This is a genomic window from Streptococcus sp. K0074 (assembly GCF_048843365.1).
Taxonomy (GTDB): domain Bacteria; phylum Bacillota; class Bacilli; order Lactobacillales; family Streptococcaceae; genus Streptococcus; species Streptococcus mitis_BM.
Genome location: NZ_CP184836.1, coordinates 1,867,087 through 1,884,976, shown reverse-complemented (window position 1 = coordinate 1,884,976; position 17,890 = coordinate 1,867,087). Strand labels below are relative to the sequence as shown.

The 17,890-nt window shown below is 38.0% G+C and carries 17 protein-coding genes, 2 tRNA genes and 1 pseudogene; 14 read left to right on the top strand and 6 right to left on the bottom strand.

Going from position 1 to position 17,890, the window contains the following annotated elements; genetic code table 11:
- Positions 1-605 precede the first annotated feature (605 nt).
- The gene (locus ACN076_RS09235; RefSeq protein ID WP_084927218.1) at positions 606-1,895 is read left to right on the top strand and encodes a hypothetical protein; all 1,290 of its coding nucleotides are present in this window, start codon (positions 606-608) and stop codon (positions 1,893-1,895) included.
- Between the two features lie 9 nt (positions 1,896-1,904).
- Positions 1,905-2,993 (top strand): AI-2E family transporter, encoded by a 1,089-nt coding sequence (locus tag ACN076_RS09230; RefSeq protein ID WP_004256071.1) that lies wholly within the window; start codon positions 1,905-1,907, stop codon positions 2,991-2,993.
- 140 nt (positions 2,994-3,133) lie between these two features.
- On the opposite strand, the gene ACN076_RS09225 is transcribed toward ACN076_RS09230, so the two are convergent.
- The 4 genes from ACN076_RS09225 to ACN076_RS09210 all read right to left on the bottom strand — a co-directional run bounded on the left by ACN076_RS09225 (position 3,134) and on the right by ACN076_RS09210 (position 5,739).
- A tRNA-Lys gene (locus ACN076_RS09225) sits at positions 3,134-3,206 on the bottom strand.
- A gap of 62 nt (positions 3,207-3,268) precedes the next feature.
- Positions 3,269-3,784 carry a DUF308 domain-containing protein gene (locus tag ACN076_RS09220; RefSeq protein ID WP_153193055.1) on the bottom strand — a complete coding sequence of 172 codons (516 nt, stop codon included), beginning with the start codon at positions 3,782-3,784 and terminating at the stop codon, positions 3,269-3,271.
- Between the two features lie 346 nt (positions 3,785-4,130).
- Positions 4,131-4,203, bottom strand: a tRNA-Lys gene (locus ACN076_RS09215).
- Positions 4,204-4,467: 264 nt separating this feature from the next.
- Complete coding sequence (locus tag ACN076_RS09210) at positions 4,468-5,739, bottom strand: replication-associated recombination protein A (protein WP_219966990.1); 1,272 nt, start codon at positions 5,737-5,739, stop codon at positions 4,468-4,470.
- Between the two features lie 306 nt (positions 5,740-6,045).
- On the opposite strand from ACN076_RS09210, the pseudogene ACN076_RS09205 reads away from it, so the two are divergent.
- The 10 genes and pseudogenes from ACN076_RS09205 to pepF all read left to right on the top strand — a co-directional run.
- Positions 6,046-6,255, top strand: a pseudogene (locus tag ACN076_RS09205) (hypothetical protein); the annotation flags it as partial.
- A gap of 379 nt (positions 6,256-6,634) precedes the next feature.
- Positions 6,635-6,814 (top strand): type II toxin-antitoxin system HicA family toxin, encoded by a 180-nt coding sequence (locus tag ACN076_RS09200; protein ID WP_001132287.1) that lies wholly within the window; start codon positions 6,635-6,637, stop codon positions 6,812-6,814.
- A 36-nt stretch (positions 6,815-6,850) separates the two neighbouring features.
- The gene (locus tag ACN076_RS09195; RefSeq protein ID WP_261053138.1) at positions 6,851-7,303 is read left to right on the top strand and encodes a type II toxin-antitoxin system HicB family antitoxin; all 453 of its coding nucleotides are present in this window, start codon (positions 6,851-6,853) and stop codon (positions 7,301-7,303) included.
- Between the two features lie 291 nt (positions 7,304-7,594).
- Entirely contained in the window at positions 7,595-8,065 is a 471-nt protein-coding gene (locus ACN076_RS09190; RefSeq protein ID WP_000257122.1) for a DUF3013 family protein, read from the top strand.
- A 35-nt stretch (positions 8,066-8,100) separates the two neighbouring features.
- Positions 8,101-9,585, top strand: coding sequence for a DUF262 domain-containing protein (locus tag ACN076_RS09185; RefSeq protein WP_420789885.1), 1,485 nt, complete (start codon positions 8,101-8,103; stop codon positions 9,583-9,585).
- Positions 9,567-10,658, top strand: a complete 1,092-nt coding sequence (locus tag ACN076_RS09180; protein ID WP_420789884.1) for a DUF3696 domain-containing protein — start codon at positions 9,567-9,569, stop codon at positions 10,656-10,658. Before ACN076_RS09185 ends, ACN076_RS09180 begins: the two co-directional genes overlap by 19 nt.
- A 1-nt stretch (position 10,659) precedes the next feature.
- Entirely contained in the window at positions 10,660-11,415 is a 756-nt protein-coding gene (locus ACN076_RS09175) for a hypothetical protein (RefSeq protein WP_420789883.1), read from the top strand.
- Positions 11,416-11,445: 30 nt separating this feature from the next.
- Positions 11,446-12,396 (top strand): 50S ribosomal protein L11 methyltransferase, encoded by a 951-nt coding sequence (gene prmA / locus ACN076_RS09170; protein ID WP_420789882.1) that lies wholly within the window; start codon positions 11,446-11,448, stop codon positions 12,394-12,396.
- A 1-nt stretch (position 12,397) separates the two neighbouring features.
- Positions 12,398-13,141, top strand: a complete 744-nt coding sequence (locus tag ACN076_RS09165) for a 16S rRNA (uracil(1498)-N(3))-methyltransferase (protein WP_004256076.1) — start codon at positions 12,398-12,400, stop codon at positions 13,139-13,141.
- A 10-nt stretch (positions 13,142-13,151) separates the two neighbouring features.
- Positions 13,152-14,948, top strand: coding sequence for an oligoendopeptidase F (gene pepF, locus ACN076_RS09160; protein ID WP_420789881.1), 1,797 nt, complete (start codon positions 13,152-13,154; stop codon positions 14,946-14,948).
- Positions 14,949-15,116: 168 nt separating this feature from the next.
- Here the strand turns inward: pepF and ACN076_RS09155 are convergent, their stop codons facing one another.
- Positions 15,117-15,506 carry a nuclear transport factor 2 family protein gene (locus tag ACN076_RS09155; protein ID WP_371613430.1) on the bottom strand — a complete coding sequence of 130 codons (390 nt, stop codon included), beginning with the start codon at positions 15,504-15,506 and terminating at the stop codon, positions 15,117-15,119.
- A 150-nt stretch (positions 15,507-15,656) separates the two neighbouring features.
- Here ACN076_RS09155 and ACN076_RS09150 point away from each other — a divergent pair, with 150 nt between their 5' ends.
- Positions 15,657-15,989 (top strand): helix-turn-helix transcriptional regulator, encoded by a 333-nt coding sequence (locus ACN076_RS09150; RefSeq protein ID WP_261043793.1) that lies wholly within the window; start codon positions 15,657-15,659, stop codon positions 15,987-15,989.
- Positions 15,990-16,000: 11 nt separating this feature from the next.
- Complete coding sequence (locus ACN076_RS09145) at positions 16,001-16,792, top strand: DUF2785 domain-containing protein (RefSeq protein WP_261060124.1); 792 nt, start codon at positions 16,001-16,003, stop codon at positions 16,790-16,792.
- Between the two features lie 107 nt (positions 16,793-16,899).
- Here ACN076_RS09145 and ACN076_RS09140 read toward each other — a convergent pair whose 3' ends face one another.
- Positions 16,900-17,664: a (S)-acetoin forming diacetyl reductase gene (locus ACN076_RS09140; RefSeq protein WP_000048148.1), complete on the bottom strand. Its 765-nt coding sequence runs from the start codon at positions 17,662-17,664 to the stop codon at positions 16,900-16,902.
- Between the last annotated feature and the right edge of the window lie 226 nt (positions 17,665-17,890).

The window sequence follows — 17,890 nt, the reverse complement described above, 5'->3', positions numbered from 1 at the left end:
CTAGTAAATCAAGGCTTTTTCCTGTTGTATTTAGATGCCCCCTACAGGGATTTGGAAAGGACTTTCATATTGAGAGCAATTAAAAATATTGAAATATAAGTGATTTTAGGTATTTTCAATGTCATGATTTAAAAATGGGACAAAAGTGGGGCAAAAACCATACAGATTCTAAACTGTATGGTTCTTTTTTTATCTAACCAAGAAAGGTTAAAACTTATTAAAACAAATGCAATCAACTGTTGAAAACTTTTTAGTCCGTGTAATATAAAAACAAGTAAAAAGTTGAACTATAGGGAATATTGTGTCATAATAGGTAATAGATGAATAATTAATAGATTGGAAATAATGCTTTCTTACCTTAACAAGTTGAATTGGTTATACATTTTTTCGTCGCAATTGTGTCTATCTCTCGAGTTTAGCTAGTTTTTATAAGCTCTGGTTTCTAATCAATATAACAAATTTTAGAAGTGCATAAGACAAGATGGTGACATTACTACAGTCATTTCTAGTCACCATATGTTGCTGGCACAGGCTGTTTGTAGTGTTGGCTATTTACTAGTCAGTTTAATCGGAGTGTTTAATTTTTATTGTTGAAAGGTTTTTATATGGCGAAAATTCTATCTTTAGGTCTGACAGGTAAGAAATTACTTGCTCAGGGGTTCTTGTTTGTTCTGCTAGGTCTCATCTTGATGGTCACGGGGACTTGGTTGCCAGTAAAGGTTATTCGACTGGTTCTGTTTTTAGCTTGGATAGCAACGGTCTTAGATTTAGTATTACGTATTTTCAAAAAAAGTCAGTCAACGGACACCTTGGGAGTTGCACTGGTTAAATTGTTAGTGCTGGGATATTTGCTTGGCTCCAATCTTGCGACGGATGTGCCGATTTATATTTTGGCTCTTGTGATTGGAGTTTATCAGATTTTTCATGCTAGTATTAACCTTGTCACCTATGTTCTCTACCGCAAAAACAAAATTCGACCTCGTTTTCGTCTCTTACTAGATGGACTCGTACTAGTTTTTCTTGGTGGGACTAGTCTTTTGTCCTCTACAGGAAATTCTGTCTTTCAACTCTTTGTATTAGGGGCTTATTTTTTCCTTTATGGTCTGTCCAATATCCGTGATGGTTTCTTGTTTGAGGAGGAAATTGGGAAAAACCATCTCAAACGTCGTGTAAGAATGAGCTTACCTATTGTCCTAGCCGCTCTCATCCCTGCAAGAACTTTAGCAAAAATCAACAAATTCATGCAGGAAAATGCTGATGAGAGAGAGGATATCCATCTTGGAATGGTGAAGTCTGGTAAGACAGCGGAGCTTGAAATTTTTGTTCATACAGCTGAGACCTCTCTGTTTTCGGCAATTGGTCATGTGGATATCTGCTATCAAGGCCGTGTTATTTCTTATGGCAACTATGATCCGTCTTCTGAGACCTTATTTGGCATGGTAGGAGATGGTGTCTTATATTTCTGTGATCGTGACAAGTACATTGACCTATGTAAACGTGAGAGTCAAAAAACGCTTTTTGGTTATGGGATAGATTTGACGCCTGAAATGGAAAAAGCAGTTCAGAAAAAGTTGGCTGAATTGAAACAACTGACGATTCCATGGGAGCCAAGTGCAGATAAAATCATGACAGGTGATGGTAAGGAAGACTACACCTACGCTTATAAAATCAGACATGAGACAGATGGGGAACTTTATAAATTTATCAAATCTAAGTTTAAATCCTACTTTGTCTTATCTACAAACTGTGTGCTCTTGGCTGATACCATAGTCGGTCAGGCTGGCACCGATATCCTCTCACCCAAAGGATTTATCGCTCCAGGAACTTACCAAGCCTACCTTAATCGAGAGTTTGAAAAACCAAATAGTATAGTCGTATCTAAACATGTTTATTAAGGAGAATTTATGAACTTAGTAAAAAAATACACCCCGTTAATACTTTTTATAGGGCTGGTTGCTCTTGTAATTCTGAATGCATCGAGCTTTATATCAGGAGCAATCTCTCTCTTTGATGTAATATCAACCTTGATTTATGGTGCTGTTATTGCTTTTGTGCTTAATGTTCCTATGAAAAAAATTGAACAGTACTTAGTTAAATTGAAGGTAAAGGCAGAGTTGCGTCGTCCGATTGCCATGGTACTTGTTTTCCTAGCTCTTATCTTAATCGTGATTGCTCTTTTGGTTTTGGTGCTGCCAACCCTAGCCCAGACTATTAGTCAGCTGGGAACAGTCCTTTCAACAGTCCTTACTCAACTTGGGAAATTGCTAGGCAGCTCGGAATTTGTAACCAAAGACATGTTGTCAACTATCGTATCAGGCATACAGGGACAATCTAGTTCTATTAGCCAAGCTTTGATAGGTTTTTTATCAGGTCTGACTAGTAATATCGGCAATATTTTTTCAAGTTTGATGAATGCCTTTTTGATTATAGTCTTCACCTTTTTATTTTTATCCAGTAAGGAACATTTGGCAGCGATGACGAGTCGACTTCTAAAAGTTTTTCTTCCAGAGAAGGTGGTGATAAAGTTGACTTACATTGGACAAGTAGCACTAGAGACTTATGACCAATTTTTGATGAGTCAGCTGATTGAAGCAGTTATCATAGGAGTTATGATAGCGGTTGGTTACAGCGTGTTTGGGATACCCTATGGAGTAATGACAGGTATCTTTGCAGGAGTGCTATCGTTCATTCCTTATGTAGGGCCTATGATTGCTTGTGTTGTGGGAGCGATTTTTATCTTCACAGTGAGTCCTACTCAAGCCTTACTTTCTCTTCTTCTATATCAAGTTATACAGCTGATTGAAGGAAACCTTATTTATCCTAGAGTTGTAGGTCAGTCTATTGGTTTGCCAGCTATTTTCACGCTTGCGGCTGCTAGTATTGGAGGCAATCTCTTTGGCTTACTTGGGATGATATTCTTTACACCGATATTTGCTGTTATCTATCGATTGGTTAAGGAATTTGTCGTTGCAAAGGAAAATCAGCTAGATTAAGAAAAACTAAATTTAATAAGATATACTGAGAAGAGAGTGAGAGATTCTCTTCTCTTTTATTTTTAAATACTTTTCTACAAAAAGCTATTAGACGTTAAAAAAAGCCTTGGTTTCAAGGCTTATTTCTGTTGATTTAGATGTGCCCCCTGCAGGGCTCGAACCTGCGCCCCATAGCTTAAGAGTCTACTGCTCTACCAACTGAGCTAAGGAGGCAACAGAAAAAGCTGAGAATGTAACTTCCCAGCTATTTTAATATGCCCAAAATGGCAGCTAGATTATTTACGAAAGGCATCAAGGATATAGGTGAAACCAACAATTAAAAATGCAAAGGCAACGACATAAACGACAAAGACACTTGTAGCTACTGGATTGAACAAAATCACTAGACCTAGTAAAAATGCAAGCAACGCTATCCACATGATATGGTTGCCAATAATAGGGAAAATCAATCCCAGACGATTGCCTTTAAAGAAAACTATAATGGCTTCTACAATTAACCAAATTCCTAAAATAGTTGGAATGACAACTGGCAGCGTCACAAAGCCATAGGCAACGAGGTAAAGAGCTAAGAGAAGATTAACAATCCCTTTGAAAAGATGAGCTGGTGAGCGAAGCTCTTTTGGTGCAGAGAAATAGCCTAAAATATCTGCTATAGAAGAAACCAGTAAACCAAATGCAATCCACCAGCTGTAAGCAACAAGATTAGCTACTGGGTTTGTAAATAGGAAAAGTCCTAAAAGGACAAAAACAACTCCTGCAAGGAATAGCAGTAAACGATTGGAAAATTTCATTTCAATACCCCTTATATAGTATATTTTGATTGTGAAACTATTTTACCTCTTGTTATAGAAAATGTCAATAAAATAAATAAACAATTTGGAAGTTTCGGTCTGATTCATGAAAAGAAAATCAGTTTTTATTATTTTGAAAATAAAAAGAGAAGATAAAATTTGTCTTCTCTACATGAAAATATTGTATGGCATCAAAGCAAAAGTAACTGGCTTTACACTATTTGTTAAGATGTAATTTGATTCAAAAAGAAAAGATAGATTTAAAAGTGGGGCAAATGATGAGGCAAATTAATTATAGACAAGCAAAAAAGCCTTGGAACTCAAGGCTTTTTCCTGTTGATTTAGATGCCCCCTACAGGGATCGAACCTGTGACCCACGGATTAAGAGTCCGCTGCTCTGCCAGCTGAGCTAAGGAGGCAAAGAAAAAAGCTGTATTGGTGCCGAAACTTCACGGTTTGTATTGAACCCGCGCAATTAAGCAGGTGGGCAACTCGCTCTAACTGAAGCTGTTTCCGTGTGAGACGGCCTACATGCTGTTAGAAGACTTTTGTTTCCCTAATAATACAAAAAATAGTCGGTCAACACTTAAGTGTGAAGTCGTACACCACAGCGTTTCTATGTTTATATGATACCACTTTTTCAAAAAAAATCAAGAGGAAAGTGCAATTTTTTGAAAAGGATTTCAGATTTTTCGCAAACGGTCGATAGCTTCCTTTCTTTGAGCCAAAGCCCGTTCATATTTACCAGTATCTTCTGCTTGGAAATAGTGATGATTGCGGATTTTTTCTGGCAGATAGTCTTGCTTGACCCAATTTCCAGGATAGTTGTGTGGATAGAGATAGTCTTGGGCATTCCCTAGTTCCTTGCTTCCGCTGTAGTGTCCATCACGCAGGTGTCGCGGAATAGGCAAGTGCCCTGATGTTTTGAGGTCAGCAAGTGCCTTATCCATAGCTACATAGGCTGAGTTGGATTTTGGAGAAAGGGCCAAATCAATCACGACATTGGCAATGAGAATGCGGGCTTCTGGGAACCCAATCTTCTGGGCAGCATCCAGAGCAGTCACGGTATGAATCTGGGCTTCAGGGTTGGCCAAACCGATATCTTCATAGGCGATAACGGTCAAGCGACGAGCGAGACTTGGCAGATCCCCAGCCTCAATCAAGCGGGCAGCATAGTGAAGACTGGCATCAACATCTGAGCCACGGATAGACTTTTGCAGGGCAGATAGAACATCATAGTGACCGTCTCCATCCTTGTCCATAGTGATGTAGCTTCTCTGAAGACTATTTTCCATGATGTCTAGAGTGATATGGCGAATGCCCTTATCATTCTCAGGGGTAGAAAGAACAGCCAAATCCAGTGAGTTAAAGGCAGAGCGCAGGTCTCCGTTTGTAGAGGTTGCGATGAAGTCCAGCGCATCCTCATCTAGTTCTACTGGAAAATCAAAACCACGCTCAGGGTTACTTAGAGCTATCTGTAGAGCCTCTTTGACGTCTTGGTTAGACAGAGGTTCCAACTCAAAAATTTGAACACGACTACGAATGGCTGGAGTGACAGAAAAGAAGGGATTTTCAGTCGTCGCCCCAATCATGATGACCAGTCCGCTTTCCAAGAGAGGCAAGAGGAAGTCTTGTTTAGTCTTGTCAAGACGATGAATCTCGTCTAGTAGCAGTACAAGACCACCTGAGAATTTAGCCTCTTCAGCTATTTCTTGGAGTCTTTTTTTACTATCTACTGTCGCATTGAAAGTTCGAAAGGCATACTTGGTCGTCCCTGCGATGGCAGAGGCAATACTGGTCTTGCCGATTCCCGGAGGTCCATAAAGAATCATGGAGGACAGGCGGTTGGCTTCCACCATGCGACGGATGATTTTTCCAGGTCCGACCAGATGCTCCTGACCGATGACCTGGTCGATGGTTTTAGGGCGCATGCGAAGCGCGAGATTGTCTGGCATAGTAGTCCTTTCTAACGTGGATTTTAGTTTCATATTTTTTGAGCAGTATAACTCACCAAATGTATCTTACTATGTCCATTCTAGCCTATTAGTTGTGATATTTCAATGGTTTTGTAACATTCAGGGAGTGAAATAGAGTATTTTTGACCATTTAATTTGATGTGGAAAGGTATCAGCATAACAGAATTGATTTTCCTTAAAACTCAAAATATGAAAGTTGAGTCCAAAGAAGTAGAATTGCTGACTTGTGAAATAAGATTGCTAAATATTATTGTATGAATTATAATGAAGGAGAGGTGATAAGTAATGGAACTACCAAGTCAGGAAGTTTTGATTTTTACAAAACGAATTCGTTATTGGATTCTTAGTGATAAGGTTATGTCAGGGAAAAGACAATTTTTATTCCGTGAAGATACTCCAAAAGAGATTTTGGATTTGTACGAAAAAATTAAACCTAAACTTGATCTTGCTTATCAAGGAGTTTATTCTAATAATGGGTTGGAAAAAAACATGAAAAATAGAATAGTTGATGTTTTTAAAGTAGCAAATCGTCTCCTTGTAATAACTGTTGAAAATCCTGATTTCGAAGACTTGAGAGTTAATCAGTTTGTAAAAATTGGAGATAAAAGGTATAGGATACGCAGTGTTCCTATGATTCATTCAACTCCGCCTCAATCTGTCTTAGATCGAGATACTTTTACAATTGACTATACAGATGATGAATTACTAGATAAAGAAGCAGTATTCACTACTCATTAGAAAAATAGGTATGAATAAATTAGAAGCTCTTAGAACCACATCTAGGGGCTTTTATGTATAAGAGAATAATAAGTATCACTCCTTTACAATACGTGTAGCACGTGTTATAATGGTGTTGTCAGGAGGTAAAAGCGCTATGCCTATGACACAAAAAGAGATGGTCAAACTCCTTACGGCTCATGGTTGGATAAAGACTAGAGGCGGTAAAGGCTCCCATATTAAAATGGAGAAGCAAGGGGAAAGACCTATCACAATCCCTCATGGTGAGCTGAATAAGTACACTGAAAGAGGGATAAGAAAGCAAGCTGGGTTGTAAAATTCAGCCCCTGCTTTTTGATATGGAGGTAGTGAGATGTTAGTTACGTATCCAGCTTTATTTTATTATGACGATACAGACGGAGCAGAAGCGACTTATTTTGTCCATTTCCCGGATTTTGAATACTCAGCTACACAAGGAGAGGGGATTTCTGAGGCTCTGGCTATGGGTTCGGAGTGGTTAGGCATAACTGTTGCAGATTTGATAGAGAATGATGAAGATTTGCCCCAGCCATCAGATATCAATAGCTTGTCTTTAATTGATAATGATCCTTTTAAAGATGATGAAGATTTCGTGTCAACCTATGACCTTGATAAATCTTTTATTTCTATGGTATCTGTTGATGTATCAGAGTACTTAGGAAGTCAGGAACCAATTAAAAAGACCTTGACCATACCAAGATGGGCAGATAAGTTGGGACGAGAAATGGGACTTAACTTTTCTCAGACTTTGACAGACGCTATTGCAGATAAGAAAATACAAGCATAAGATTAAGTGTGACATCGTGGGAATAGTCAATAAAAAAAGCACTCCTAATTGTGCTGGTTACTTGTCTATTGATTTTATAGGTTTCTTAGCCCTTTTGAGGGCTTTTTATATTGATTTTTCAGGAAAAATAAAGAAATCAGACTTTTAATAAAATCACTGATACCAAGGGTTTAAATGAGGTAATATGGTATAATTAGGACATAAAATAATTTTGTGGTAAGATGGTAGTATCTATTTTAGCATATTTCCGAGCAATCGGGGCGATTAAGAGTCGCATAGAAAGAGGATAAAATGGCAACATACGGATTTTTAGATGTTTTAGAGGAAGAGTTGGAGAAGAACTTTCCCTTTGACTTTGAGATTAGTTGGGACAAGCGCAATCACGCGGTAGAAGTGAGTTTTCTATTGGAAGCGCAAAACGCTGCAGGTGTGGAGATGGTAGATGAAGACGGAGAGGTTTCGTCAGATGACATTCTCTTTGAGGAAGCAGTACTCTTTTACAATCCTGCTAAATCAACAGTCAATGAGGAAGACTATTTGACGGTTATCCCTTACCTTCCTAAAAAAGGATTTTCTCGTGAATTTTTAGCTTATTTTGCTCTTTTCCTCAAAGATACTGCCGAGGTTGGGCTAGATGCGCTCATGGACTTTTTGGAAGACCCAGAAGCAGAAGAATTCGTCATGGAATGGAACCAAGAAGTCTTTGAAGAAGGAAAAGTTGGCTTGGAAGAGGGAGAATTTTATCCTTATCCGAGATACTAAATAATAAAAAATAAAACCAAAAAGGAGAATACATTATGAAAGAACAACAGATTTTTGATAAACTAAAGGAAAAATTTGTAGGCTATGACATTCGGAAAAATCATGAAATTAGTAAAGATAACCATAATCATTTATTTGTAGATTTTGCTATTTTCCATTCCGAGAAGCCATTTGTAATATTGGAATATAAAGAAAAGTATAAAAAAGATAATGATATACTAGAGCGTATCGAATCGTATTTTCAAGTTCCAGCGTTCGTTGTGGTAATTGAAGAAGGGGAGCTGTTCTTTTATAGGTCTCTTAATGAGGATGCATTGAATTTTATTGAGTTCCAGGAGTTACTTCAAGAACTGACTATTGAAAAAACGGAAAATAATTTTTTAGGAGTTGAAAATACAGAGCAAGAGATTACAGAGGATATTAGTAGTCCATTTAATCCAGAAGATATCAACATTCAACAACAGTTGCTTTCAGTTAAATATTTGCATGAACTTCATACAGAAGATGCAATTAACTTAAGTCCAGATTTCCAACGTGGTTATGTTTGGAAAGAAAACAAGAGAAAATCTCACTTAATTGAATCATTGATGTTAAGTATACCAATACCAGCATTTTACTTGTATGAAACGGGCGCAGATAGTAATGATGATTATGAGTTCTCAGTTATAGATGGTCAGCAACGTTTGACAACAATTTTTGATTTTTTAAATGATAAGTTTCGGTTGTCGTCATTAGAGTATCTGGGTGATTCATACAATGGAAGTAGATTTTCGGAGCTCCCTCCAAAAATAAAAAGTAGAATAAACAGAACACAGTTATCTTTGAATATACTTAGTTACGATTCTCCACACAGAATCATTTATGATATTTTTAAACGAATTAACACTGGAGGGAAAGCTCTTAATAACCAGGAAATGAGAAATGCCGTAAGTACAAATTATACTAGAAAATTATTAAACTTATGCACAGAATCTGAAGAGTTTCTATCTGCAACTAACAGGCGTGTTAAAACATTGAGATTAGATCATCATGAATTAGTATTGCGATTTTTTGCCTTTCATAGAATCTATGATTTTGAAGCAAAAAAAGTAAATTATCAGAGTTCTAATATTGTTGATTTATTAAATGATGAAAACGAGAAGTTGAATAAGATAATTTCTCAAGAAAGCCTTAGCCAATATTTAGAAATTTTTAAAACTTCAATGAGTAGATGTTTTAAGTTATTCGGGGATAAAGCGTTTGTGAAGGTTATCTATAATAAAGAGAAAGAAGAGTACGAATATTCTATGTTAATAAACAAACCACTGTTTAGTGCGTTTAGTGTTATTTTAGCCAATAGAGAATATGAAAATATTAATTTTGGAAATTATAGTCAAATAGCTCTAGATAAACTCTCTCAAAAGTTAGAAGATCCTACTAATTTTATGTCTATATCAACTTCAACGAATAGTAAGAGTAAGGTAGAAAATTATTTTAAAATGTGTCAGGAGGTAATTGACGAATGCCTATTAGAAATGTAAGGATTAAAAATTATAAGTGTTTTCAAGATGAAAGTATAGAGTTATCAAAGTTGACAGTATTAACTGGTAGAAATTCAGCAGGGAAATCATCTTTTATTCAATCTCTTTTATTATATGAATTATCTGGAAAAAATAAACGAATCTACACGAATGATATATTTGGGTTAAATTTAGGTTTACCGTCAAAGTTAATTAATTTTACCGATAATAGCATAGATATAGATAGTAGTGGGCAGGAATTTCAAATTGGTATTGATGATAAAATTTCTAAATTCTCTATTGAAGAGGAACGTTTTTCTGAAAATTACTTATCAACGGTAGCAGATGAAAGAAATGGGAAAATTTTTTATTATATTAATGCCGAAAGATTTGGCCCCAGAATCTCACAAATGATTGAAAAAACAGATGTGGAAGATGTAGGAAGTTTTGGCCAGAATACACTGTTTGTTTTAGATAGAGTAAATATGCAGAATTTCACATCAGCATTTCCTACAACAATAAAAAAGAGCAATGGTCGATTTAAAAATGAATGTGAGTACTGGGTAAATAAAATAATTGATGACGTTCAATTTGAAGTTTTTGTTAATGACGACTTAGGAGTGTCTTCGTTGAGATTTAAAGAAAATGGAATAGATGTGCTACCTACTAATGTTGGTTTTGGGATATCATATATTCTTCCAATCATAGTTCAAGGGCTTTATTTATCGGTATTAAATAATAAAGATAAGCAAGAGAGGGTGCTCATTGTTGAGAATCCAGAGGCACACTTGCATCCGTATGGACAATCTCAAATTGGACAATTTTTAGCTGAATTAAGTCATAAAGGGGGAGTCCAGGTAATCGTTGAAACACATAGTGATCATGTAATTAATGGCATGAGATTATATAGTTTAAGACAAAAGTGTGTTGAATCAGATTTTAGATTATATTATTTTAATAAACAAGATGGAAGACATGAAATAATTTCTATTGGAATTAATGAATCAGGAGAAATTATTGATTGGCCAAAAGGTTTCTTTGATCAAGCTAAGATTGATTTATTTGAAATGATGAAGCATAGATTAGGAAGATAGCATGAAACATAAGATTGGTGAATTGTATGTACATACTCCTAGTGATTTTGGAGCGATTACAATGGAGAGTGACTACTCTATTTATTTGCAGGAGAATATTGAAAATTCTTCTTGTAAAATACCTGAGGAATATTTTTTTATGAAAGATGAGATGGGTAATGGTTTTGAAAACATACCCAATGAATTAATGACATATTGTCTTCCAAATTTTTATAATTTTAACATATCCTCCAAAAAAACTTATCAGGATATTGAAAGTGAACCCTACTATAAATATTTAACAGATAGAGAGATAAAAAATTCAGTAATTAATGATGCTGAAGCAATGGAACTTGAAAAAGAGTTCATATTATCGATGCCGATGAGTGAATTTGAATCAACGCTAAAAATACCTTATTTTGATAATTTTATATTAGCAGAAGAAGATTTTGTATTTGAATTTGTTAAAGATTATTTACCAAAGGATTATAAAGAAGAGGTCTTACGAGTTTTAGATGATTTGAATGATTTTTGTTATGGTAATAAATTAGATTCGTTTATTGGGAATAGAAAAGGATTAATTGACAGTTTAAATTCATTTGTAGGAAATTGTTCAAGTATGGGAAGTGGAGAAACAAAAAGAAAATATAAAATTGGAAAACATTATTATATTATGCATTTTAAATTGTTTCGACCTGACAGTAGAGCTCGCATATATTTTAACTTTGATGAAACAGAAAAAAAGATTATTTTGGGTAAGATTGGACATCATTTATAAGTAAACTAGAATTATAGAAAGTAAATAAATATGGAAACATGGCAAGAGTTAAAAGTTACAGTGAAGCGTGAGGGGGAGGAGTTGGTTTCCAACCTCTTGATTGAGCTGGGAGCTCAAGGAGTCGCAATCGAAGACAGTATGGACTATGTGGGAAATGTGGATCGTTTTGGTGAAATTTTTCCAGAGGTTGAGCAACAAGAAGAAATCGTGGTAACAGCCTACTATCCTGATACGATTGATGTGGCAGTGGTTGAAGCAGATTTGCAGGCTCGCCTGGCAGAATTGACGGATTTTATGGATTTGGGAGAGGTCAAGATGGGGACGACTGCCTTGGCTGAAGAAGACTGGGCAGACAACTGGAAGAAATATTATGAACCAGCTCGTATTACTCATGATTTGACCATCGTTCCCTCTTGGACAGACTATGAGGCGACTGCTGGAGAAAAGATTATCAAGCTGGATCCTGGCATGGCCTTTGGAACTGGGACCCATCCAACCACTAAGATGAGCCTCTTTGCCTTGGAGCAGGTTCTTCGTGGTGGGGAAACAGTGCTAGATGTGGGTACTGGTTCAGGGGTTCTCTCTATTGCCAGCTCGCTACTTGGTGCCAAGGAAATCTTTGCCTACGACCTGGATGATGTGGCAGTTCGTGTTGCTCAGGAAAATATTGAGCTCAACCCTGGTATGGAAAACATTCATGTAGCAGCAGGAGACTTGCTTAAGGGAGTTGAGATTGAGGCAGATGTGATTGTGGCTAATATCTTGGCGGATATCCTTATTCATTTGACGGATGATGCTTACCGCTTGGTCAAGGATGAAGGCTACCTCATCATGAGTGGCATTATCAAGGACAAGTGGGACATGGTGCGCGAGTCGGCTGAGTCAGCTGGATTTTTCCTCGAAACTCACATGGTTCAAGGGGAATGGAATGCCTGTGTCTTTAAGAAAACCAAGGATATTTCCGGTGTGATTGGAGGCTAGCATGCAGCAGTATTTTGTCAAGGGGAGTGCAGTCTCTCCTGTCACCATCGAGGACAAGGAAACCAGCAAGCATATGTTTCAGGTTATGCGCTTGAAAGAAGATGATGAGGTGACCTTAGTCTTTGATGATGGTATCAAGCGCTTGGCGCGCGTCTTGGATGTTGAAAATCGTCAGTTTGAGTTGGTTGAAAAGTTAGCTGACAACGTGGAATTACCAATCCAGGTGACCATCGCATCTGGCTTTCCCAAGGGCGACAAGCTCGAGTTTATCACTCAAAAAGTAACTGAACTGGGCGCCAGCCAGATTTGGTCCTTCCCTGCCGATTGGTCGGTCGCCAAATGGGATGGCAAGAAATTGGGTAAAAAGATTGAAAAACTAGAAAAAATTGCCCTTGGAGCAGCAGAACAAAGCAAGCGTAATCTAGTACCAAGTGTCACACTTTTCGAGAAAAAATCAGACTTTCTAGCTCAACTGGACCAATTTGACTCTATCGTAGTGGCTTATGAAGAGTCGGCCAAAGAAGGAGAAGCCGCTGCGCTTTTACAAGCAGTTAATGGACTCGAGAAGGGAGCCAAATTGCTCTTTATCTTTGGTCCAGAAGGTGGTCTGTCACCTGCAGAAATCGAAAGTTTTGAAGCTAAGGGAGCAGTCTTGGCAGGTCTTGGTCCTCGTATTTTGCGAGCAGAAACAGCACCGCTTTACGCCTTATCAGCCCTTAGTGTTTTATTAGAATTAGAGAAATAAGAGGAAGAAAATGGAACAAAAACACCGTTCAGAATTTCCAGAGAAGGAACTTTGGGATTTAACAGCCCTATACCAAGACCGTGAGGATTTCTTGCGTGCAATCGAGAAAGCTCGCGAAGACATCAACCAGTTTAGCCGTGACTACAAGGGCAATCTTCACACTTTTGAAGATTTCGAGAAGGCCTTTGCGGAATTGGAACAAATCTACATTCAGATGAGCCATATTGGAAACTATGGTTTTATGCCGCAGACGACAGACTATAGCAATGACGAATTTGCCAACATTGCCCAAGCTGGGATGGAATTCGAAACAGATGCCAGTGTAGCCTTGACCTTCTTTGACGATGCCTTGGTGGCAGCTGATGAGGAAGTCTTAGACCGTTTGGGTAAATTGCCTCATTTAACAGCTGCCATTCGTCAGGCCAAAATAAAAAAAGCCCACTATTTAGGGGCTGATGTGGAGAAGGCCTTGACCAATCTCGGCGAGGTTTTCTACAGTCCGCAGGATATTTACACTAAGATGCGAGCTGGGGATTTTGAAATGGCCGACTTTGAAGTCAATGGCAAGACCTACAAAAACAGCTTTGTCACCTATGAGAATTTCTACCAAAATCACGAGGATGCTGAGGTTCGTGAGAAATCTTTCCGTTCCTTCTCAGAAGGTCTTCGTAAGCACCAAAATACGGCTGCAGCAGCCTATCTAGCTCAAGTCAAGTCTGAAAAACTCTTGGCAGATATGAAGGGCTATGACTCAGTCTTTGACTATCTTCTAGCTGAGCAAGAAGTGGACCGTGCTATGTTTGATCGTCAGATTGACCTTATCATGAAGGATTTTGCGCCAGTTGCTCAGAGATACCTCAAGCATGTTGCCAAGGTAAATGGTCTTGAAAAGATGACTTTTGCAGACTGGAAGTTGGACTTGGACAGCGCCCTCAATCCTGCAGTGACTATTGACGATGCCTATGACTTGGTCATGAAATCGGTAGAACCTTTGGGACAAGAATATTGTCAGGAAGTTGCTCGCTATCAAGAAGAACGCTGGGTGGACTTTGCTGCTAACAGTGGCAAGGATTCTGGTGGTTATGCGGCGGATCCATATCGCGTGCACCCTTATGTCCTTATGAGCTGGACAGGTCGTTTGAGCGATGTTTATACCTTGATTCATGAAATCGGGCATTCTGGTCAATTCATCTTTTCGGATAATCATCAGAGTTACTTCAATGCTCACATGTCGACCTACTATGTTGAAGCACCGTCAACTTTCAATGAATTGCTTCTCAGTGATTACTTGGAGCGCCAATCTGATGACCCTCGTCAAAAACGCTTCGCTCTGGCACACCGCTTGACAGATACCTACTTCCATAACTTTATTACCCACCTTTTGGAAGCAGCCTTTCAACGCAAGGTTTACACATTGATTGAAGAAGGAGAAACCTTCGGAGCAAGCAAACTCAACAGCATTATGAAGGAAGTCTTGACGGATTTCTGGGGAGATGCCATTGAAATTGACGATGATGCAGCTTTGACTTGGATGCGCCAAGCTCACTACTACATGGGCTTGTATAGTTACACTTACTCAGCAGGACTAGTCATCTCGACTGCGGGTTACCTTCATCTGAAACATTCAGAAACTGGAGCTGAGGACTGGCTCAATCTCCTCAAATCAGGTGGTAGCAAGACACCACTTGAGTCAGCTATGATTATCGGTGCTGATATTTCAACAGACAAACCACTCCGTGATACCATCCAATTCTTGTCTGACACAGTTGATCAGATCATCGCCTACAGTGCCCAGTTGGGAGAGTAAATTAAAAGAGTCTGGAACAAAAGTCTAACCTTAAATATAAAAAGCGAACAAAACGAGTTATCTGAAACTCAGAATTCTGTCTTGTTCGCTTTTTTTCTAATCTATCGATTTTAAAAATTTATAATAAAGAATTCCTAAAATCAAAATTTTTTGTCCTGGCCTCTTAAATTATCCCCAAAAGCTATCTTCTTCAGCTTGATCTGAAGAGAAGAGCCAAACTTCTTTGATTTTTCCGTCTTCAATGCGGAAGAGGTCAATCCCGTTCATATTGAGTTCAGTACCATCAGCACGTGTTCCAAGAAAAGTAACATTGGCTGCGATTAAATCCTCATTGTCAGAAACCCAATTTGTTACCACCTTAAAGGTTCCATTAGTTTTCTCAGCAAATGTAGCCAGGTGAGCTCCTAGCTTGTCCTTACCAACAACTGTACCAGATATACTATGAGTACCAGGTTGATGCCAGACAATATCGTCTGCCATCGTTTCAAAGACACCAGGAAAGTCACCAGCAATTAAAGCTTGGTTATAAGCGTTGAAAATTTCTAAGTTTGTTGACATATCTATTCTCCATTTCTTTTTTATGATATAATTGTAACAGTTACAAACAAAAAAACAAGTAGAGATTTTTTTGATAGCTAGTATCAAAAGTAGTACTATTATTGATACTAAAAGATAAATTTTTTTTAAAAAATAGAAAGAAGATATTTTATGACAAATAAAGTGAGTGAGTATGGTATTTGTCCATTTGCGACAACGCAGAGGGTTTTAACGGGGAAATGGGCACTGGTAATCATTTATCAGTTGAGTACGGGTACCAAACGATTTAAAGAATTGCAGAGATTATTGCCTGGGATTACTCAAACTATTTTGACCCGTCATCTCCGTCAATTAGAAAAGGATAAGATTGTTCAACGAAAGGTCTATGCCGAAGTTCCACCACGAGTTGAGTACAGCTTAACTGAAATGGGGCAGGAATTCAGAGTTGTTTTAGATGCTGTCGAGAAATGGGGTCTAGATTATATCAAGTTGCTAGAAGTGTAGAGTTATTGCCCATGTATCAAGAGTTACTAAGAAAAATAGCAGTTGAAAAACCAAGTTATCATCAGGAGGAAATCCAGTGGTTGCTTGATCATTTGGGAGATTCTTCTCCAGAAATTCGCGATGACCTTGTTTTTACAAGCTTTGCTAGAGGGATTCAGGAAGAGCTATTTACACAGGAACAATTTCATTTCATTGCTGAAGGGATTTCATCTGATGGAGGGTTAGATAAGGAGATTGATAAGGTAGGCTTGTCAACACTTGAACGTTCTTTTAGGGCGCTTATTTATGCAAATCTCTTGTCTGCTGATGCCAACCAGCAATCGATTTTTTATCAGGAATTAAATGCAGGAATTCGTAATGTCCTTTTAAATCAAGGGTTGTACTATCTTTCAAAAGAAAAGGATACAACAGGTTTTTCAAGTCAGTATGGTCGGGTTCATGCTTTTGCACATGGAGCCGATTTACTGACAGAGGTGGTTTGTCATCCAGACTTTCCTAAAACCAGAGTTCATGAAGTATTTGAGATACTTGGCCAACTATTTAAAAGAATGTCCATTCGTTTTACAGATGATGAAGATTGGCGTTTAGCCAGAGTACTTTATGAACCGATTTTACAAGGGAAGTTAGCGCAAGAACAAGTAGCTTCTTGGATAAAAACTGTTGATTTTCCGATAGAAGAAAGGGAAGATTTTTATAAATTTTCCAACTTCAGATCCTGTCTGTTGGAAGTCTATGTCCAACTTGACCAGAGAAATAGTTTACAAGATGACTTGAAAGAAGCTATCCAATCTTTTCAATATTAGGGATTAACTAGTATTACTTAGTAATAGGGTTTCTATTGTATCCTCCTACCTGATAATGAAAACTAATAAAAGAGGTTGAATCATTTTCCAACCTCTTTTCCTGTATCTTAATGGAATTGCATACCACCATCAACGATAATGGTTTGTCCTGTAATGTAGTTTGAATCTGGTCCTGCGAGGAAGCTGACAGCAGCAGCCACATCTTCTGGTTCAGATAGGCGTTTTAGGGTAATATCTTTTGCGAATGTCTGCATACCCCACTCGTCATCTTTTCCTGCATTTTTACCAACTTCATGAGCGATATCGTACATCATTGGTGTTTTAACAATACCTGGTGCGTAGGCGTTAACAGTGATACCTGAGTCTGCTAAATCACGGGCTAATGTTTGCGTAATTCCGCGAACAGCAAATTTGGTTCCACCATAAACAGTTAGATTTGGATTACCGACTACACCAGCTTGAGAAGTTGCGTTGATAATTTTACCTCCGTGGCCAAGTGCTTTAAATTGCGCTTGTGCAGCTTGTGACCCCCAAATGACACCACCAACGTTGATACCGAAAGTACGTGTAAATTGTTCCTCAGTAATTGTATCAAGAGGAGTAGTTGGAGCAACTCCAGCGTTATTTACGACAACATTCAAATCACCAAAATGGTCAACAACCTGTTGAAATGCTTGGGCAACTTCTGCCTGTTTCGAAACATCAGCTACGACAGCAAAGGCATTTTCAGCTGATAATTCGGCAACAGCCTTTTCAGCTGTTTCGGGATTGTAGTCTAAGACTCCTACCTTAAAGCCATCTTGAACCAATCGTTTCGCAATTGCAAAACCGATTCCTTGACCTGCACCTGTGACAATAGCAACTTTAGACATATGATTCCTCCTTGGTATTCACGATACCATTCAAACGTTCATAAAAGAACAGCAAAGTTGTAAAAATTAGTCCAAATTAGGGAATAAATAACTTATTAGAACTATATTGATAGTATATACTTTTAGAAAAAATGTTTCAAATAAACACTACCGTTGTTATAGAATTTTATCCTGAAAATTTCCAATCAATTTTCTTGAAACCCTTTCCTTCTTTTGATAGACTAGT

Excerpts from the sequence above, each read along its gene's own strand:
- ACN076_RS09235 (WP_084927218.1), top strand. The coding sequence starts at position 606 with ATGGCGAAAATTCTATCTTTAGGTCTGACAGGTAAGAAATTACTTGCT.
- ACN076_RS09230 (WP_004256071.1), top strand. The coding sequence starts at position 1,905 with ATGAACTTAGTAAAAAAATACACCCCGTTAATACTTTTTATAGGGCTG.
- ACN076_RS09220 (WP_153193055.1), bottom strand. The coding sequence starts at position 3,784 with ATGAAATTTTCCAATCGTTTACTGCTATTCCTTGCAGGAGTTGTTTTT.
- ACN076_RS09210 (WP_219966990.1), bottom strand. The coding sequence starts at position 5,739 with ATGCCAGACAATCTCGCGCTTCGCATGCGCCCTAAAACCATCGACCAG.
- ACN076_RS09200 (WP_001132287.1), top strand. The coding sequence starts at position 6,635 with ATGCCTATGACACAAAAAGAGATGGTCAAACTCCTTACGGCTCATGGT.
- ACN076_RS09195 (WP_261053138.1), top strand. The coding sequence starts at position 6,851 with ATGTTAGTTACGTATCCAGCTTTATTTTATTATGACGATACAGACGGA.
- ACN076_RS09190 (WP_000257122.1), top strand. The coding sequence starts at position 7,595 with ATGGCAACATACGGATTTTTAGATGTTTTAGAGGAAGAGTTGGAGAAG.
- ACN076_RS09185 (WP_420789885.1), top strand. The coding sequence starts at position 8,101 with ATGAAAGAACAACAGATTTTTGATAAACTAAAGGAAAAATTTGTAGGC.
- ACN076_RS09180 (WP_420789884.1), top strand. The coding sequence starts at position 9,567 with ATGCCTATTAGAAATGTAAGGATTAAAAATTATAAGTGTTTTCAAGAT.
- ACN076_RS09175 (WP_420789883.1), top strand. The coding sequence starts at position 10,660 with ATGAAACATAAGATTGGTGAATTGTATGTACATACTCCTAGTGATTTT.
- prmA (WP_420789882.1), top strand. The coding sequence starts at position 11,446 with ATGGAAACATGGCAAGAGTTAAAAGTTACAGTGAAGCGTGAGGGGGAG.
- ACN076_RS09165 (WP_004256076.1), top strand. The coding sequence starts at position 12,398 with ATGCAGCAGTATTTTGTCAAGGGGAGTGCAGTCTCTCCTGTCACCATC.
- pepF (WP_420789881.1), top strand. The coding sequence starts at position 13,152 with ATGGAACAAAAACACCGTTCAGAATTTCCAGAGAAGGAACTTTGGGAT.
- ACN076_RS09155 (WP_371613430.1), bottom strand. The coding sequence starts at position 15,506 with ATGTCAACAAACTTAGAAATTTTCAACGCTTATAACCAAGCTTTAATT.
- ACN076_RS09150 (WP_261043793.1), top strand. The coding sequence starts at position 15,657 with ATGACAAATAAAGTGAGTGAGTATGGTATTTGTCCATTTGCGACAACG.
- ACN076_RS09145 (WP_261060124.1), top strand. The coding sequence starts at position 16,001 with ATGTATCAAGAGTTACTAAGAAAAATAGCAGTTGAAAAACCAAGTTAT.
- ACN076_RS09140 (WP_000048148.1), bottom strand. The coding sequence starts at position 17,664 with ATGTCTAAAGTTGCTATTGTCACAGGTGCAGGTCAAGGAATCGGTTTT.